Below are 16,617 nucleotides of genomic sequence, written 5' to 3'. Positions count from 1 at the left end.
TCCGGCGCTAGCGCATTAGTTACTCAGGTTGCCCTCATAGACCACGTTTCCGATGGTCAAACGCGCATTCCACAACGCTCCCGGAGTGGTATCGAAAACATACTGTAGATTTGTCGTCGCTCCCACGCCGAGTGGCAGGTCGAGACCACCGAGCGCACTGTTTTGGTTACCGTCGCTCGGTTCGGACTGCAGCAGATCTACCTTGCTGTAGTTTCCGTCGCCGCTGCCGGTTTCCAGGGTTGGCTCATCAAAAGCATCCGGCGGCAGAGTCACGTCGTTATCGTTGCGCACAGCGATGGTGATCACCGTGCCGCCTTGGCTCCCCGATACCGCACCTTGGTAGGTAAAGCTCACGCCATAGCCTGGGTCTTCTACCTGAGCGTTGATGTTTTCTGGTTTGACCGGATCAACGGATTTCGATTTATAATCCGGCTCCTCGGTTTCTTCCACCTCAATGGTGCTGGCGGGGTCCGCGGTTGAACCACCATTCGTGTCTCCGCAGGCTGCCAGGGTAAAGGCTGCGGTCGCCAGCGCGCCGGCTGCCCACGCCCGCTTGGTTGTGCGCGGTTGCACGATTGGTTTCACCATGGTTGTTCCACTGCCTTTCAGCATCGTTGCACATCATCAAACGTCATCACACGTCGTCGTCAAGCACTTCATTGTAGTTGCTCACCGTAAAAGTCATGGTAATCGAACACTCATCTGTGGCAACACCACTTCCGCTCGTACAGCAACGCAATTTCGGTGTTAGAGCGTTATGGCACAATGGTCGGTTCAATACCTTGACTGATTAACCTTTATTTATGGGTCTCGCGCCTCCGCTGGTCGGCCCATATTTTTGAGACCTTGTGAGAGCGTAGTTTCGTGTCTTCCCTCTTCCGTATCATGCGCAGCGCGTCCGCACTCTGGCCGCTGTATTTAGGCGTCATTATCTCCGCTACCGTCGTCGCTATTTTGTCGATGGTCGGCCCGTTTCTGGTCGGCCAGGCCACGGATACCATTGCCGACGGCATTCGCGAAGGAGGCGATACCTCGGCGGTCTTGACGACGGTGCTGTGGCTCGCTGTCGCACTGTTTGCCGCTGATGCCCTGCGCGTTCTCGTGGATAACCTCGGCGGCTACTGGGGCGATGTGATGGCCGCTCGCCTGCGCCAGATCTTGTCGACGCGCTACTACGCGAAGCTACTCGCATTGCCGCAGCGCTTCCACGATAACCAGAACACCGGCGCGATTATCGCCCGGCTGGATCGCTCGATTCATGCGGTCACGCAGTTCATCCAGTATTTTTCGAACAACATGTTCACGATCTTGATGCAGCTGGTCGTGATTTTGGGCATCACCTTCTTTTATTATTGGCCGCTGGCGGTGCTACTTGCGCTCTTGTTCCCGACCTATCTGTGGCTGACCGCGCTGACTTCGAATCGTTGGCAGCGCTATGAGCACGAGAAAAACGAACAGGTCGATACCGCAAACTCGCGTTTCGCTGAGGCGATTGGCCAGGTAAAAATCACCAAGTCCTTTGTTTCTGAGGTCCGTGAGCTGGCCAGCTTCGGCAAGCACTATCGTCGTACGGTCTCGATCACGCGCCCGCAGTCGCGCTGGTGGCACTCGATGGATATCGCCCGTGGGCTGAGCACAGCGCTGATTTTCTTCGGCATCTACGCCCTGATTTTCTGGCGCACGCTGGAAGGCCATTTCTCGCTCGGCGATATGGTGATGCTGATTCAGCTGATGAACATGGCCAAAACCCCGGTTTTCATGCTGTCGTTTCTTGTCGACGCCGCACAAAAAGCCATGGCTAACTCCCGGGATTATTTCCAGATCATGGACGAGGAACTCGACGCCAGTTCCAACCCACAGCTACTGAAAACCATTGCTGCGCCCGATATTCCAGACGTCGACACGTCGATCCCAACACCGGTGAAACAGGAAAGTTCTGAGCCTGGCTTCGAGCTACACAATGTCTCTTTCGCCTATGAAGAAGGCAAGCCCGTGCTTGACGATATCTCACTGTCTGCGCCGAAGGGCAGCAAGATCGCGCTGATCGGTGAATCCGGCGGTGGCAAGTCCACCGTCGTCAACCTGCTGCTGGGGTTGTACCAGCCACAAGCTGGGCAGGTCTCCGTGCTGGGTCACGACACCGCGGAGCTAGGGCCAGAAAAATTGCGCGCTTCGGTTGGCGTGGTGTTCCAAGAGCCATCGCTGTTTTCTGGCACGATCCGCGAAAACATCGCCTACGGCAAACCCGAGGCCACGATGGAGGAAATAGTCGCGGTAGCCCACCGAGCAAACGCGCACGATTTCATCTCCGCATTCCCAGATGGCTACGACACCGTGATCGGTGAGCGTGGCCTGCGGCTATCCGGTGGGCAAAAACAGCGGGTGGCTGTCGCCCGTGCGATGTTAAAAGATGCACCACTACTGATTCTGGATGAGGCCACCTCAGCGCTGGACACCAAGGCCGAGCGCAGCGTACAGGCCGGACTCGAGGAGCTGATGAAAAACCGCACGACGCTGATCATCGCGCACCGGCTTTCCACCATCGCGGATGTGGACACGATTTTCACCATAGAAAAAGGCCGCGTGGTCGAATCCGGTTCCCCGGTCGAATTGGCGCGCAGCGGCGGAATATATGCACAACTGCTGGAGTTGTCTGAGACCGTCTCGGCAAACCCAGATAAGCGGGTTACCGAGGAACAACGCCAGCATTTCCAGCGCTACGGCATGGTCCACGATAACGCCGAGTAATTACCAACCACGCCAAACCTTGTCCGCGCACTGGCTGCCAACACTAGGCTGGGATGCATGAATGCTTTAGAATTTCCGACCTTAGAACAACTCCGTGCCCGAGGCACCCGCAAGTGGACCGTTTTCGACGACGACGTACTTCCGCTGTGGGTTGCCGAAAGCGATTTCCCGACCGCGCCGCCAGTGCACCAGCGCATCCGGCAGGCCATCGACGAAGAAACCTTCGGCTATTCCCCTGCCCCGCACACCACGCATCTGGCGGATTCGCTGGCTGATTTTTATGCAGACTATTTCGGTTGGCGCCCGGATCCGCACAATATCGTGTGGTGCGCTGACGTAGTGCGCGGGCTACTACTGGGCCTGCAGTATTTCACGCGCGAGGAATCCGCGGTCATCATCCCTACCCCGTCGTACCCGCCGTTGCTGGAACTACCCGGAACCGCTGGTCGCGAAAAAATCGAGGTGGATGCCTGCGGTGGGTTGGATCTCGACGAGATTGAGCGCGCTTTCCGCGACGGCGCCGGTGCACTGGTGCTGTCTAACCCCTATAACCCGCTGGGCGAGGTCTTTTCCCGCGAGACCCTGACCCGCTTGGTGGAGCTTGCCGACGAATACGACGCACGCCTGCTTCTCGACGAGATCCATGCGCCGCTGGTCTATGACGGCGAGCACGTACCGGCGGCTTCGCTATCGGACAAAGCCGCACGGGTATGCATCACCGTCACCGCGGCGTCGAAAGCCTGGAATATCGCCGGGCTGAAATGCGCGCAAATCATCTTTTCCAATGACGCTGACCGCGAGAAATGGTCGCAGTTGACTGGCGTCGCCAAAGACGGCACCGGCACGCTCGGCATCGTGGCTTCGCAAACCTGCTACCGCGACGGACGTGAACAGCTCGATGCGCAGGTGGAGTACTTGCACGAAACCCGCGATTGGTTGCTCGAGACCTTGCCCAAGGCCGTCGACGGCCTGAAAGTGTCCGCGACCCATGCGACGTACCTGATGTGGTTGGATTTCCGAGAAACTGCCCTGGGAGATCTGGATACCCCGGCGCAGTGGCTACGTCGTCACGCGAAAGTTGGGCTGAACGAAGGCACCGACTTTGGCACCGGAGGCGCGGGCCACGCACGGCTGAACTTTGCAACGTCGCGGGAGATTTTGCAGGAGGCCGTCACCCGAATTGCAGAAGCCGTCGACAAGCACGCACAAGGTTAATAGCTTTAGCGCTGACGTCATCAAGCAATCGAGCCAGGCATTCCTGAATAAAAACTGGGAATTTGTTAGCCCCATCACGACAAACTAATTAGGGTCTGTGTACAGTATTTTGAATATTGCTTATCACTACTCACCAGAAAAGTTAAGGTGACTCACTATGGCGACAGCCGCTACACAGGCCAGCGCGAGCACGGCTACAGGCTCGGGCAAATCTGGTCCGGGCATCAGCATCATCATCTTCAGCTCGCTGATGCTGTTTTCCATGTTTTTCGGCGCCGGAAACCTGATTTTCCCGCCGATGCTGGGCGTACAGTCCGGTGAGAACTTCTGGCCGGCGATCCTCGGGTTCGTTGGTTCCGGCGTGGTGTTGCCGGTGCTGGCAATCATCGCCATCGCTATTTCCGGTAACAGCGTCCGCGACCTAGCTGCTCGTGGCGGAGCAATCTTCGGCCTGGTCTTTTCGCTGTTGGCCTACTTGTCAATCGGTGCATTTTATGCGCTTCCCCGCACCGCTGCCGTATCTTTTGAAACCGCGATCACCCCGATCCTGGGTTTTGAAGGCACTGCTGCAAACTGGGTTTTCTGTCTAATCTTCTTCGGCATCGCCCTGGCTCTGGCCTGGCGCCCAACCACCATCATGGACACCCTGGGCCGTATTTTGACCCCGGCGCTGACCATTTTGCTGATCATCCTGGTGGTTTCTGCAATCACCAATTTTGAGCCGCAAACCTTGACCGCTGCAGAGGAGTACTCGGAATCCGCGTTCACCTCCGGCCTGTTAGAGGGCTACCTGACGATGGACTCTATCGCTGGTCTGGCCTTCGGTATCGTCATCATTTCTACGCTGCGCACCAAAGGTTTTGCTGAAGGTGGTCAGCTGGTTCGCGGCACCATCACCACCGGCATCATCGCCGGTGTTTTCTTGGCCGCTATTTATATCGGCTTGGGTTATATCGGCCAGACGCTGCCGGGCGCTGCTGATCATGATTCCGGAGCGGCAATCTTGTCCGCTGCAGCCGAATCCGCGCTGGGTACCCCCGGCCAGATCATTTGGGCTTTCATCGTCTTGCTGGCGTGTTTGACCACCGCCGTCGGCCTGATCTCGTCGACCTCTGAGTTCTTTGCGACGCTGACCCCACAGATGGGATACCGCGTCTGGGCCGTCATCTTCACCGTGGTTTCGCTGGTGCTGGCTGCACAGGGGCTGGATTTCGTACTGGATATTGCTGTCCCCATCATCATCTTCTTGTACCCGCCAGCAATCACCCTGATCATCCTGACTCTGCTTGAGCCCATTTTCAGCGGCAAGGTCAACTTCTTCTTTACCTTCCGCCTCGGGCTGTGGACCGCAGTCGTGTGGTCCGCATTCATGGTCGCTGTGTCCCAAGGTGCGGAAGGCCTGGAGCCGATCATCGGTTGGACGCCGCTGCACGCAGTCAACCTCGGATGGGTTTTGCCGGTGCTCATCGCTGTGGTCATTGGCCTGATCGTGGATATTTCCAAGCCCCGGCAAGCACCAGAGCAGACTCACCTGCGCCAGGAAGCAGTGCGCGAAGCATAAACGCATCCAGAATGGAACCAATGCGCAGTAAAGAACATTCGCGCAAGAAAATATTGCGGAGAACATAATCAAAGACTAATTTGGCGGGCATTATGTCTGATTCTGTTTCCACTGGTTCCGCTAGTCCCGCCGACGCTTCCGCCCAGCGCATCCCTCTGTCCCTGATTGATTTCTGCACTTTGTATTCCGGGGAATCCACCGCCGACACCATGGCTCGGTCGGTGGAATTTGCTCGTTCTGCAGAAAAACTTGGTTTTTCCCGTATTTGGTACGCCGAGCACCACAACATGCCACACATCGCTTCGTCCGTGCCAGCGCTGATTATGGCACACGTGGGTGCGCACACGGACTCGATCCGTTTGGGCGCCGGTGGTGTGATGCTGCCAAACCACTCGCCCTATTCCATCGCGGAACAATACGGCACACTGGCAGAAATGTATCCCGGCCGTATCGACCTTGGCTTAGGCCGGGCACCGGGCACCGATATGCACACCTTGGGTCGGGCTTTACGACGTGACCCGCGTGCGGCAGAAAACTTCCCAGACGATGTGCGACAACTGCAAGGCTTTTTAGGCGCACCGGAAGATTCCCCGGTTCCTGGTGTCATTGCGATTCCGGGCCGGAATACCAATGTGCCACTGTATATTCTGGGCTCGTCCATGTTTGGCGCCTCCCTGGCAGCTAAATACGGCCTGCCTTATGCCTTCGCCTCGCATTTCGCGCCGCAACACTTGGAAAATGCCACGGCCTATTATCGCGAAAATTTCCAGCCGTCCGAATACCTTTCCGAGCCTTATGTCATCGCGGCGGTCAACGTCATCGCCGACGAGACAACCGCGGGCGCGCAACAGCAATTTGACCAGGTGGCTCGCAGTCGCGTACGTGCTTTCGCTGCGCGTGGCCGGAAGATCACCGACGCCCAGTTGGAAGATTTGGTGCACTCGCCGCAGGGGCAACAAATTATTTCCATGCTGCATTACACCGCCGTCGGTACCGAGGACGAAGTACGCGACTACCTGCAGGATTTCGCAACTACCGCACATGCCGATGAGCTGATGATTTCTCTGCAAGGCACCACCTTTGACGACACCGCGGCGGGCATGCGGCATCTGGCGAACGCTTGGCAGTTGGGCTAGTGCGCCTACCTTTGTGCAGAGCAGTCAGCTCAGTTATTGCCTTGGTCAGTGCGCTAGCGTTAGCCGGGTGTTCGGCTGGGCAATCGGCGAATTATGCCCGCCCGACAGACAACAGTGCCATCGTGGTGGCCGCAACCTCTGCTGCCAGCTCACTGGATTTCACCAATACCGGTGGTTCTGCCGCTCCCGGGGCCTTGTTGAATGATGTCTATGAAACGCTGGTGCGTATCGACGACGACGGCGAGATCACACCGCATTTGGCAACCAGCTGGGAAGTTTCGGATGATCGCACCGAATATGTCTTTCACCTGCGCGAAGATGTAAATTTTTCGGACGGTTCCCCGTTCAACGCGGAATCCGCGGCCTTTAGCATTGCCTATGTGCAAAACGAGTGGACGAATGGTTTGAAAGCAGGCATGGACGTGGTTTCTGCAGCAACGGCCGTGGATGACTACACGTTGCGCGTGCGGTTGGAACACCCGGATTCTGGCTGGCTGTGGTCGATGGGCACGACGATCGGCGCGATGCTCTCGCCCACTGGTGTGGATACTTTGGCCAGTGATCCCGTCGGCACCGGCCCATTGGAGGTAGAGAGTTTTGCCACCGGCGAATCGATTCGGTTTGCCCCGCGCGAGGATTATTGGGGCACCTTAGCGCAATCACCAGTAGAAATTCGTTATTTCGCGGATGCGATTTCGTCGATCAATGCCCTACAGTCCGGACAGGTGGATGTGGTGTGGGCGATGCAGGCACCAGAGCTGCTGGGCTCATTGGACGATTCCATCAACGTCGATATTGGTACCACGAATGGCGAAATCATTTTCTCGATGAACAACAACGCCGCGCCTTTCGACGATGTGCAGGTGCGCCAGGCGGCGGCTTTTGCCATTGACCGGCACGCGGCAAACGAGGTGGTCTTTTCGGGGCACGCGACCGATACCGCGGGTGCTCCGGTCTCGCCGACGGATCCGTGGTTCGATGAGGTAGTCGCACGCGTAGACGACGCAGCCGCTGGTTTTTATCCCTTTGCTCCAGAGCGCGCACGCGAGTTATTGACCAGCAGCTCCTATAACGGCGAGCTGGTCACGCTCACGGTTCCGTCGTTGCCCTATGCGCGCCTGTTGGCGGAGCTGATCTATTCGCAGCTCCGTTCGGTCGGATTCAACGTTGCCGTCGAGACCGTGGAATTTCCGGCGGTGTGGCTCAACCAGGTGCATGCGGCCGCGGATTATCAAGCCTCGATCATCGCGCACCTGGAAGCCCGCGATACCGAGCACATGTTTGGCAACCCGGAATATTATCTGGGTTTCGATAACCCCCGCGTGCGCGAGCTTTTCGACGCCGCCAGCACCAGCGCCGATCCCGTACCAGAGATGGCCGCTGCCGTTGAAATGATCATGAATGACGCTGGCGCGCTGACGATTGCTAATCTGCCGAATATTGTGTTGTCTGATCCGAGCGTTTCCGGCATTTCACCGACGATGGTCACCGATTCCATCACGTTGTCTGCGTTGCGGCACGCCCCGCAGGAGGCTGCATGATTCGTGCCATCGCCCGGGTGTGCGCCCGGTTTTTCGTGTTGCTTACGCTCGCCTCTGTGCTGATTTTCGTGTTGTTGCGCGCGGCCCCAGGTAACCCGGCGCGGGTGGCGCTGGGGGTTTCTGCCGCAGAAGATGACGTCGCCAAGCTCTCCGCGACGCTGGGCTTGGATCGCCCGTTGCTGGTGCAGTACTGGGATTGGGTCACTGGGTTGCTGCGTGGCAATTTCGGAGTCTCGCTGGTGTCGCAGGAAAATATTACCCCGCTGGTGTTGGATCGCGCGCAGGTCTCGCTGATTTTGGTGGGCCTGGCGATGGGATTGTCCCTGGCTATCGCGGTACCCGTGGGCACTTGGCTGGCGTATCGGCAGGGCAAGCCGGATGCGGCTGTGCTTTCCGGGTTGGTGCAGTTAGGTATCGCGGTGCCGTCGTTTCTGTTGGCGATCGTGCTGGTGGCGATTTTCGCGGTGCACCTCGGGTGGTTGCCGGCGGGTGGGTGGTTGCCCCCAAATTATGGATTCGGTGGTTTCTTTGCCCACCTGGTGTTGCCGGTGATTGCGCTGGCGTTGGTACAGGCTGCGATTTTGACGCGCTATGTGCGTTCTGCGGTGTTGGAAGTTATCGAACAGGATTATGTGCGTACCGCACGTGCGAGTGGCGATACCGAATTGCAGGCTTTACGACGCCACGGTTTGCGCAACGCCGCCCTCCCAGTGTTGACGGTTGCGGGTGTGCAACTGGCGAGTTTGGTCGCCAGCGCGGTGGTGATTGAGCGCGTATTCGTCATTCCGGGGCTCAGCTCTATGTTGTTGGATGCGGTCAATGCGCGGGACCTGCCTACGGTGCAATCACTGGTCATGGTGCTGGTGTTTTTCACACTGGCGGTGACGCTGTGCGTCGATCTCGCCTACCGGGTTGTTGACCCGCGCTTGCGGCGAGATGCCGGTGCGCGCGTGAGCCGTCGACAAGCAAAGGCGGGTCGAGTATGACGGGCGCTGCACCAAAGAATTTTTCGCTCTGGCTAGGAGCGGGCATCGTCGGTGCCATCGTGATCATCGCGGCGGTGTCGCTGCTGTGGACTCCGCACGACCCGCTACACGCCGTGCCCGCGGATCGCTTGCAAGCACCATCATCACACTATTGGTTGGGCACAGACCGCTTCGGGCGCGACATCGCTTCGCGGCTGATGGTTGGTGCGCAGGTGACGCTTTTCGTCGGGATGATTGCGGTGGGCATTTCGGCACTTCTCGGTATTCCGTTGGGGGTCTGGGCGGGAATGCGACGCGGTTGGATTGATGCGGTGATCATGCGCGGTGCTGATCTCGTGTTGGCCTTTCCGGCTTTGTTGTTGGCGATCATTGCCGCCGCGGTGTTCGGGCCGTCGACGTTGTCCGCGATGCTGGCCATTGGTGTGGCGGGGGTTCCGGGCTTTGCGCGTGTGGCCCGCGCTGGCACGCTGCAGGTACTAACACAGGACTATATTTCGGCCGCCCGCATTTCTGGGGTTTCCGCGCCGGTGATTGCATGGCGGCACGTGTGGCCGAATATTCGCGGCCTGGCCATCGTGCAGGCTTCGGTAGCTTTTGCCTTGGCGATTCTTGCCGAAGCCGCGTTGAGTTTCCTCGGGCTGGGGGCAAGCCCACCGGCGCCGTCGTGGGGGCTGATGCTGCAAGCCGCACAGACGCAGCTGGCCAGCTCTCCCCTGTTGGCGCTGTGGCCGGGCCTGGCGATCGCACTGGCGGTGCTCGGGTTCAATATGCTTGGCGACGGGTTGCGCGACCAGCTTGATCCACGCAGGAGGGTGCGATGAATCTTCTCGACATGGAAAATCTGTGCATCCAGGCGCCGGGCGGCGCACAATCACTGCTTGTCGACGACCTTAGTTTCACGCTGGCGCCCGGTGAACGGCTCGGAATCATCGGTGAATCCGGTTCCGGAAAATCGCTCACGGCACTGGCGCTGCTCGGGTTATGCCCACGTGGGGTTACCGTTTCCGGTGGTGTGCGCATCGCCGGTACGGACATGTATGCGGGCACCAGCTCACGGCGCACACAAGAAAAGCGGTGGGCTGGCATTCGCGGCAAGCGCATCGGCATGGTGTTTCAAGAGCCGATGTCGGCACTCGATCCGCTCAAGAAAGTTGGTCGCTTGCTCGGGCGTACTGCCCGCTCGCTGCTGGCAGAGGTCGGGCTTGACCCAGATTTAGTGTCCCGCTACCCGTTCGAATTATCTGGTGGGCAGCGCCAACGCGTGCTGCTGGCCTTGGCAATTTCGCAGGACCCAGAGGTGCTCATTTGCGACGAGCCGACCACTGCCCTGGATGTTATCGCACAAGATGAGGTGCTCAGCTTGGTTGAGCGTTTGGTGCGCGAACGTGGGATGGCGTTGTTGTTCATCAGCCACGATCTGGCGGTAGTCCAGCGGATGTGTGACAGCGTCCTGGTGCTTTATCGCGGCCGTGCGGTCGAACGCGGCGCGACGTCCACTGTGTTAGCGCACCCGGAGCAGCCGTATACCCAGCACTTAGTGGCGGCCTCGCAGCAGGAATTGCCACGGCGCACAGGAGTAGCTGCTAACACTGCACGAACGGACAGCACAGCGGGCGCGAACAGCACGGCGGACACGAGCGATGATGCCGTCATCGCCCTGGATAATGTCCATCATGCCTATGGCACGAATACCGTCGTGCACGACATCAACCTCCAGGTTCGCCGCGGCGCACGATTGGGCATCGTCGGCGGCTCTGGTTCGGGCAAATCCACGTTACTCAAGATCATTGCGGGCCTAGAGCAACCGTCGTCGGGAAGCGTGCAGGTTGGCGCCAGCGTGCAGATGGTATTCCAGGACCCGTTTTCGTCGTTGAACCCGCGGCTGAAAATCGGGCACACGATCGCCGAAGGTGGCGGTAGCGACGAGCGCATCACAGAAATCCTCGCAGAGGTAGGCCTATCCGCCGACGCCCGACAGCGCCTGCCGCATGAGTTTTCCGGCGGGCAGCGTCAGCGCATTTCCATCGCGCGATCGGTGGCCGGCTACCCGGAAATTTTGCTTGCCGACGAAGCAGTGTCTGCCCTTGATGTTTCCGTGCGCTCCCAGGTACTGCGCCTGCTCGATTTCTTGGTAGAAAACTACGGGCTGACACTGGTTTTTGTCAGCCACGACCTGCAGGTGGTGCGCCAGATCTGCGATGAGGTGATCGTCATGCACAACGGGCGCATTATCGAGACAGGTGCCGTCGATACGATCTGGGATAACCCCAGCGCGGCTTATACGCAGCGGTTGTTAGCGGCTGCGCAGATGCACTCTGGTTCTACGAAAAGCTAGAAATCGCGGACCTTTTCGCGCAATGCGCTGAAGATGTCTTCGCCGGCGTATCCGATGCCATCGTGCTGATAGAGGTTAGTCACGTGCACACGGCAGTCAGCGAAGGCACTGGCGGTATCGCGAGAAAGCTCGAACGGCACGTACATGTCGTCGAGGTAGACGGCCGCCGCGGAAACTGGTGCTTGCGCTAACTTTTCCCGGTCATAGGGCGAGACCTGGAAGTCGTGCTGCGCCAAGTCATGAGCAGATTGCCGGAAGGCCTGCAACGCGGGATCTTCCTCGAACTGCCAGGGGAACACGTGCTCGCCGGTGAGGTAGAACGGCTCGTCTTTCGCGCGCGGATCAGCGTTTTCTGCAAAACCTGGGATCTCTTCGCGAATGCGGTGTGCCGACCAATTGGTCGCACCGGGGGTGACCACGCCACCGTAGATGGATTCATGTATCGCAGCATAGAGCGGCCCATCGGCGAACGAGACCATGCCGGAAACGCTGGCGAGGAAATCGGTCTTGAGGCGCTTTTCGCCACCGACGGTGCGGAAGGGGTCTTCGAAGAGATAGGCCAGGATGTGGAACCCTGGACCCTGCCCGAGGGTGATACCAATGGTGCGCAGGCGGCGAGAACTCAGGCGCTCGCCTGTCGGCAAGCGTTCCTCAGAGTTGTCCAGGTGGTGGCAGACTTCGCGGATGCGGGCGTCGATCCACGGGTATTCGCGGTACAGGCCCTGGTGGCAGGCTTTGACCTTGTCGAACGTGGAGCGGTAAACATCGTCGATGCCGACGCTGGTCGCAGGCAGGCCGCCGGTGAGGTAGGCGTGTTCGACGGAGTCTGGGTAGCGTGACAGGTACGAAGTGATGCAGAAACCACCGAAGGACTGGCCAAATAGCGACCACTTTTCGATGTCAAGTGCGGTGCGCAGAGCTTCGGCGTCTTCGACGATGTAGTCCTGCTGCAGCGTCGACAGGCGTTCTACGGTGAGGTCGTCGTCCGGGCTGGCACTGTCGATGCGGTGCGAGCGTCCGGTGCCGCGCTGATCCAGCAGAATGAAGCGGAATTCGTCGAGGGCTTTGCCGATGACACCGCCGAGATCTGATCCGGCTGCTTTACCTGCTCCCCCGATGGGGCGTGGCGATGGGAAGCCCGGCCCGCCTTGCAGGTAGAGGATTGCTGGTTTGTCTTCGTTACCGTCCGCGTAGATCTCGCGGGCGTAGAGTTCGAAGGTTCCTGCTGCGGGATTCTGTGGTTCCCATGGGACGGTGAGCGTGTGTTCTCGAAGATTGTGCCCGAAATGGCGGGTGGAAGTAGTTTTTAGCGACATAATTTATGTTTAGTAATCTAGCGCGGGCGAGTCAACCGCCGGTGCTCAAGCGGGGCAAAATATGCGTTCAGTGCTGGTGCGGCGGCTTCTCTACACAAGCTTCATGACAACAAAAACTTCACTGCAAATTTTTAAAGCCCCGTGGAATTTCGGGGGGGTGAATTCCACGGGGCGATGTCTTCAAGCAGGAGGGCCAGTGACCACTCGGGGGGTGGCGGCCAAGGCCACGGCCTGCGAAGACACTTCCTACTATAACGAAAAACTACTAGCGCAGCAACCCCGTCTTTTTACCGAGAGAAAGACTCCGGCTCAGCACCTTTGACCAGGCCTTTTGTGGCAGACGCCGCGGCCCCCAGATCGGGAATCCACGCTGCTGGGCAATGGTTTTTGGTTCAGTGTATTTCAGCAATCCCTCGGCACCATGGCGACGCGAAACACCGGATTCTTTGTAGCCGCCAATCGGGCTATCAATCGATGCCCAACCTGCGACGTAACCGTCGTTAATATTGACCGATCCTGCCTGCACCCGCGGGGCGATCTTCCAGGCGGTTTTCGGTGCAGCAAAGATTGACGAGTTCAGGCCGTAGCAGGTGTCGTTGGCAGCAGCGACGGCCGCATCCAGATCTGCCACCGGCTGGATATAAATCACCGGGCCAAAGACTTCTTCCCGCAGCACACGGGCATCATCTGGCACGTCGAGAAGAATCGTCGGCTCATAAAAATACTTGCCGAGCTCTGGCCGGGCTTTGCCACCTGTCAGAACCGTGGCACCTGCCTGGCGTGCATCCGCGACGAAGTTTTCCACGGTTTCCAGCTGGCTGGCATTGACCAGCGAGCCGACCTGGTTCTTCCAATCCAGTTTCCCGCCCAACTTCTGCGACTCAAAAGACTCGGCCAGTCGCGTGCACAATTCCTCGTAGACTTCTTCTTCGACGTAGATGCGCTCGATCGATACGCATAGCTGGCCCGTGTTAGACAGACAAGCGTGAGTAATCGCACGTACGGCGGTATCCAGGTTGGCATCGGCCGCCACAATCAGCGGATTCTTCCCACCTAATTCGGCAGAAAAGCCCACCAGGCGTTTACTGACCTGCTCCGCCAGGGTCTTGCCGGTGGCGGTGGAACCAGTGAACATCAAGAAATCGCAGTGATCCGCGATCGCGGAACCAACTACCCTGCCGGATCCGAGAACAATGGTGAACACGCCGTCGGGAAGCCCAGCTTCTGCCAGCAGGTGCGCAATCAGCAGCGAGGTAAATGGCGTTTCTGAGTCTGGCTTGGCGACGACGGTGTTGCCCGCCAACAACGCCGGGATGGCATCTGCGATGCCCAAACTAAATGGATAATTCCACGGGCTAATCTGACCGACAACGCCTTTCGGATCATGATGCAGGTAGGTCTTCGTCAACACCGGCATTCCGCCACGACGCTTTTCTGGCCGCAACAGCTTTGGAGCCTGGGTGGCGTAATAGCGCGCGTTATTGGCGACATCGGTAACCTCATCGAATGCGCCGGAGCGTGCTTTACCCATCTCCAGCTGCACTAAATCCATGATCAATTCACGGTTACTGAGCACCAGATCATGGAATTTCTTGAAGATTTTTGCGCGTTTTTTCACACCGAGCTCATGCCATTCAGTCTGCTTAGTGCGAGCCTTTTCGAAGGCTTGCTCGACGACGTCTGCACCGACCTGCGGCACCCAACCGAGGGGCTCATCGAGAAACGGCGCTTCGATTTCGCGGCGGTCCGCATCAGCAGCTGCATTAACATCAGCACCAGTAAACGCGAAGCTGCGCAGGTGCTCGGCAAATTTATCGGGCAGTGGTTGCAGGGACAAACGCTTAGGTACGGTTCGTTGGAAGATCATGCCCCGCAATTATAGCGGGGAACCAGCCAACAAACCGGATTTTTTGTGAACTAAACCATATTTAGCGGGTGGTGGGTAACGACTGCGCCAGCGCCCGGCAACGCTGCTTCTTGGGTTAAAGAACTTTGCGGCCATGCCGGAAGACAGCCCCGCCGACTGCGTACCAATTTCGACCGCCATGGTCCGGTTATGCTGCGATGGCAGCTTAAACTGAAGTGTCCCAGGTTTTGTCTACACCGCGTTTGTCACCGACGTGTTTTCTCGACGCATCGTTGGGTGGGCGTTATCAGATTCCATGCGCACCGAAGTATTGCCGCTGCAAGCACTCAACCAGGCGATAGTGTGCGCTGAAGAAACAACAGGTTTGGTGCACCATTCGGATCACGGATCGCAGTACGTCAGCGTTGTCTACAACGAGCGGCTAGCCCAGCACAGCATTACAGCTTCCACCGGGACTGTTGGTGACTCCTATGACAATGCGCTAGCTGAGAATGTCAACGGTTCTTACAAGAACGAGCTGATTCATACCCGCAGGTGGGATGACGTTGTGGAGGTAGAAATCGCGACATTCGAGTGGGTGAATTGGTGGAACGAGACAAGGCTCCACCAAAGCTTGAGATACCGAACCCCGGTCGAGGTTGAAACCGAATTCTGGAAGCAGAACGCGCCACAGGCAATAATAGAAATCAAGGCAAATGCCTAGGAACAAAACTCGGGGCACTTCACTGACGTCGAAAACACGATAAACCTCTCTTAGAGGGGATAATTCAGGTAAATCTTCATCCTCTTGCACGACTGTAATATCCCTTGGGAAATCGTACTGAATTTCATCATCTGTAACTTTTACAGAGAAGGTTGCAGCCAGTTGTTCCGCTACGTCCCAAGATTGCTCGGAGCAAACCCTTATATAAGTATGTTACCCATTTCTACCACCCTTAATGGCTTCCTTACAGGCTATATAAACAATAAGAATACCTACACATATCAAGGAAATTCCGGCAATCTGGCCGGCGAGAACAGTTGTCCAGGGAAGAGATTTCACCCCAGGTATATATCCAATTACGAAAGGCTCAGTTAAGAAACACAATGCAAGAATTAAGCTAAGCAAAGGGATTCTATTCGAGAAATGGCCTAATAGGCCAAATATCATTCCTGCAGGCAATGAAGCGAGGAACCAAATCTGATTATCAGAAAAAATACTAGATGAAAAAAATCCGAGAAGCGCGCCCGTCGCATAGTGGACTGCCAACATAAAAAGGAGTGTAAATACTCCGACGAACGATGAGAGTAGTGTTCTGCCCGATATGGATTTTCCTGCCAGAAATGCACAGCTTATCCATAAAGACGCCGATCCCATGATTTGCCCCACTAGATTGCGTGAGAAAAGTAGCCCGTTCGCCTGCCCTTCGAGCATAGCTGTTGATGTTGCATGGGAAATTGCATAACCCACGGCGATGGCTAGGCAGGCTGTTGGAAGAATGAATCTGTTCATGAGTGAAGTGTACTGGGTTTTGTTCCTAGGCATTTACCCTATTTTCCATTATTTCCCGAGACTCATCTTGTTCCCAAAACGCGTCTTCAACCTCGACCGGGGTTCGGTACCCCAAGCTCTGGTGGAGCCTTGTCTCGTTCCACCATGACACCCACTCGAATGTCGCGATTTCTACCTCGATAACGTCATCCCACCTGCGAGTATGGATCAGCTCGTTCTTGTAAGAACCGTTGACGTTTTCAGCCAATGCATTGTCATACCAGTCACCAACACTGCCGGTGGAAGCTGTAATCCCGTGCTGGGAAAGTCGTTCGTTGTAGACCACGCTGACATACTGCGACCCGTGATCCGAATGGTGCACCAAACCTGTCGTTTCTTCAGCACACACTATCGCCTGGTTGAGAGCTTGCAGCGGCAATA

General features: G+C 57.4%; 13 protein-coding genes and 2 pseudogenes. 9 read left to right on the top strand and 6 right to left on the bottom strand.

All coding sequences use genetic code 11. The features are described 5' to 3' along the window. Positions 1–15: 15 nt before the first annotated feature. Positions 16–588: a hypothetical protein gene (locus U1140_RS07430; RefSeq protein WP_369846921.1), complete on the bottom strand. Its 573-nt coding sequence runs from the start codon at positions 586–588 to the stop codon at positions 16–18. Positions 589–885: 297 nt separating this feature from the next. On the opposite strand from U1140_RS07430, the gene U1140_RS07425 reads away from it, so the two are divergent. The 8 genes from U1140_RS07425 to U1140_RS07390 all read left to right on the top strand — a co-directional run bounded on the left by U1140_RS07425 (position 886) and on the right by U1140_RS07390 (position 11,522). Next, positions 886–2,748 (top strand): ABC transporter ATP-binding protein, encoded by a 1,863-nt coding sequence (locus U1140_RS07425; protein ID WP_369846920.1) that lies wholly within the window; start codon positions 886–888, stop codon positions 2,746–2,748. Positions 2,749–2,805: 57 nt separating this feature from the next. Then, positions 2,806–3,963 (top strand): MalY/PatB family protein, encoded by a 1,158-nt coding sequence (locus tag U1140_RS07420; RefSeq protein ID WP_369846919.1) that lies wholly within the window; start codon positions 2,806–2,808, stop codon positions 3,961–3,963. Positions 3,964–4,120: 157 nt separating this feature from the next. After that, positions 4,121–5,524: a branched-chain amino acid transport system II carrier protein gene (gene brnQ / locus U1140_RS07415; protein WP_369846917.1), complete on the top strand. Its 1,404-nt coding sequence runs from the start codon at positions 4,121–4,123 to the stop codon at positions 5,522–5,524. Between the two features lie 92 nt (positions 5,525–5,616). Continuing rightward, positions 5,617–6,660 (top strand): LLM class flavin-dependent oxidoreductase, encoded by a 1,044-nt coding sequence (locus U1140_RS07410; RefSeq protein ID WP_369846915.1) that lies wholly within the window; start codon positions 5,617–5,619, stop codon positions 6,658–6,660. Between the two features lie 41 nt (positions 6,661–6,701). Next, positions 6,702–8,201: an ABC transporter substrate-binding protein gene (locus U1140_RS07405; RefSeq protein ID WP_369846912.1), complete on the top strand. Its 1,500-nt coding sequence runs from the start codon at positions 6,702–6,704 to the stop codon at positions 8,199–8,201. Then, the gene (locus U1140_RS07400) at positions 8,198–9,187 is read left to right on the top strand and encodes an ABC transporter permease (RefSeq protein WP_369846910.1); all 990 of its coding nucleotides are present in this window, start codon (positions 8,198–8,200) and stop codon (positions 9,185–9,187) included. The genes U1140_RS07405 and U1140_RS07400 overlap by 4 nt, the downstream gene beginning before the upstream one ends. Continuing rightward, a complete protein-coding gene (locus U1140_RS07395; RefSeq protein WP_369846907.1) occupies positions 9,184–10,008 on the top strand; it encodes an ABC transporter permease in 825 nt (274 codons plus the stop codon). Before U1140_RS07400 ends, U1140_RS07395 begins: the two co-directional genes overlap by 4 nt. Further along, a complete protein-coding gene (locus U1140_RS07390) occupies positions 10,005–11,522 on the top strand; it encodes an ATP-binding cassette domain-containing protein (RefSeq protein WP_369846904.1) in 1,518 nt (505 codons plus the stop codon). Before U1140_RS07395 ends, U1140_RS07390 begins: the two co-directional genes overlap by 4 nt. Here U1140_RS07390 and U1140_RS07385 read toward each other — a convergent pair. The 3 genes and pseudogenes from U1140_RS07385 to U1140_RS07375 all read right to left on the bottom strand — a co-directional run. Next, a complete protein-coding gene (locus U1140_RS07385) occupies positions 11,519–12,838 on the bottom strand; it encodes an alpha/beta fold hydrolase (RefSeq protein WP_369846902.1) in 1,320 nt (439 codons plus the stop codon). The genes U1140_RS07390 and U1140_RS07385 overlap by 4 nt on opposite strands. Positions 12,839–13,103: 265 nt before the next feature. Continuing rightward, positions 13,104–14,705 (bottom strand): succinic semialdehyde dehydrogenase, encoded by a 1,602-nt coding sequence (locus U1140_RS07380; RefSeq protein WP_369846900.1) that lies wholly within the window; start codon positions 14,703–14,705, stop codon positions 13,104–13,106. A 68-nt stretch (positions 14,706–14,773) separates the two neighbouring features. Then, a pseudogene (locus tag U1140_RS07375) lies at positions 14,774–14,915 on the bottom strand (bile acid:sodium symporter family protein); the annotation flags it as partial. Positions 14,916–14,940: 25 nt separating this feature from the next. On the opposite strand from U1140_RS07375, the pseudogene U1140_RS07370 reads away from it, so the two are divergent. Then, positions 14,941–15,408 (top strand): annotated as a pseudogene (locus U1140_RS07370) (transposase); the annotation flags it as partial. A 213-nt stretch (positions 15,409–15,621) separates the two neighbouring features. On the opposite strand, the gene U1140_RS07365 reads toward U1140_RS07370, so the two are convergent. Both U1140_RS07365 and U1140_RS07360 read right to left on the bottom strand, forming a co-directional pair. Continuing rightward, entirely contained in the window at positions 15,622–16,197 is a 576-nt protein-coding gene (locus U1140_RS07365) for a hypothetical protein (protein ID WP_369846899.1), read from the bottom strand. A 25-nt stretch (positions 16,198–16,222) separates the two neighbouring features. After that, positions 16,223–16,617, bottom strand: a 395-nt coding sequence (locus tag U1140_RS07360; protein ID WP_369846897.1) for a transposase, incomplete at its 5' end; no start/stop codon positions are given.

Source organism: Corynebacterium drakensteinense, from assembly GCF_041224285.1.
Classification (GTDB): domain Bacteria; phylum Actinomycetota; class Actinomycetes; order Mycobacteriales; family Mycobacteriaceae; genus Corynebacterium.
Note: the sequence above shows the minus strand (reverse complement) of the source record. Positions and strands in the feature narration are given on the sequence as shown.

Bases quoted from the DNA above. Each gene is read 5' to 3' on its own strand.
- U1140_RS07430 (WP_369846921.1), bottom strand. From the start codon at position 588: ATGGTGAAACCAATCGTGCAACCGCGCACAACCAAGCGGGCGTGGGCA.
- U1140_RS07425 (WP_369846920.1), top strand. From the start codon at position 886: ATGCGCAGCGCGTCCGCACTCTGGCCGCTGTATTTAGGCGTCATTATC.
- U1140_RS07420 (WP_369846919.1), top strand. From the start codon at position 2,806: ATGAATGCTTTAGAATTTCCGACCTTAGAACAACTCCGTGCCCGAGGC.
- brnQ (WP_369846917.1), top strand. From the start codon at position 4,121: ATGGCGACAGCCGCTACACAGGCCAGCGCGAGCACGGCTACAGGCTCG.
- U1140_RS07410 (WP_369846915.1), top strand. From the start codon at position 5,617: ATGTCTGATTCTGTTTCCACTGGTTCCGCTAGTCCCGCCGACGCTTCC.
- U1140_RS07400 (WP_369846910.1), top strand. From the start codon at position 8,198: ATGATTCGTGCCATCGCCCGGGTGTGCGCCCGGTTTTTCGTGTTGCTT.
- U1140_RS07395 (WP_369846907.1), top strand. From the start codon at position 9,184: ATGACGGGCGCTGCACCAAAGAATTTTTCGCTCTGGCTAGGAGCGGGC.
- U1140_RS07390 (WP_369846904.1), top strand. From the start codon at position 10,005: ATGAATCTTCTCGACATGGAAAATCTGTGCATCCAGGCGCCGGGCGGC.
- U1140_RS07385 (WP_369846902.1), bottom strand. From the start codon at position 12,838: ATGTCGCTAAAAACTACTTCCACCCGCCATTTCGGGCACAATCTTCGA.
- U1140_RS07380 (WP_369846900.1), bottom strand. From the start codon at position 14,705: ATGATCTTCCAACGAACCGTACCTAAGCGTTTGTCCCTGCAACCACTG.
- U1140_RS07365 (WP_369846899.1), bottom strand. From the start codon at position 16,197: ATGAACAGATTCATTCTTCCAACAGCCTGCCTAGCCATCGCCGTGGGT.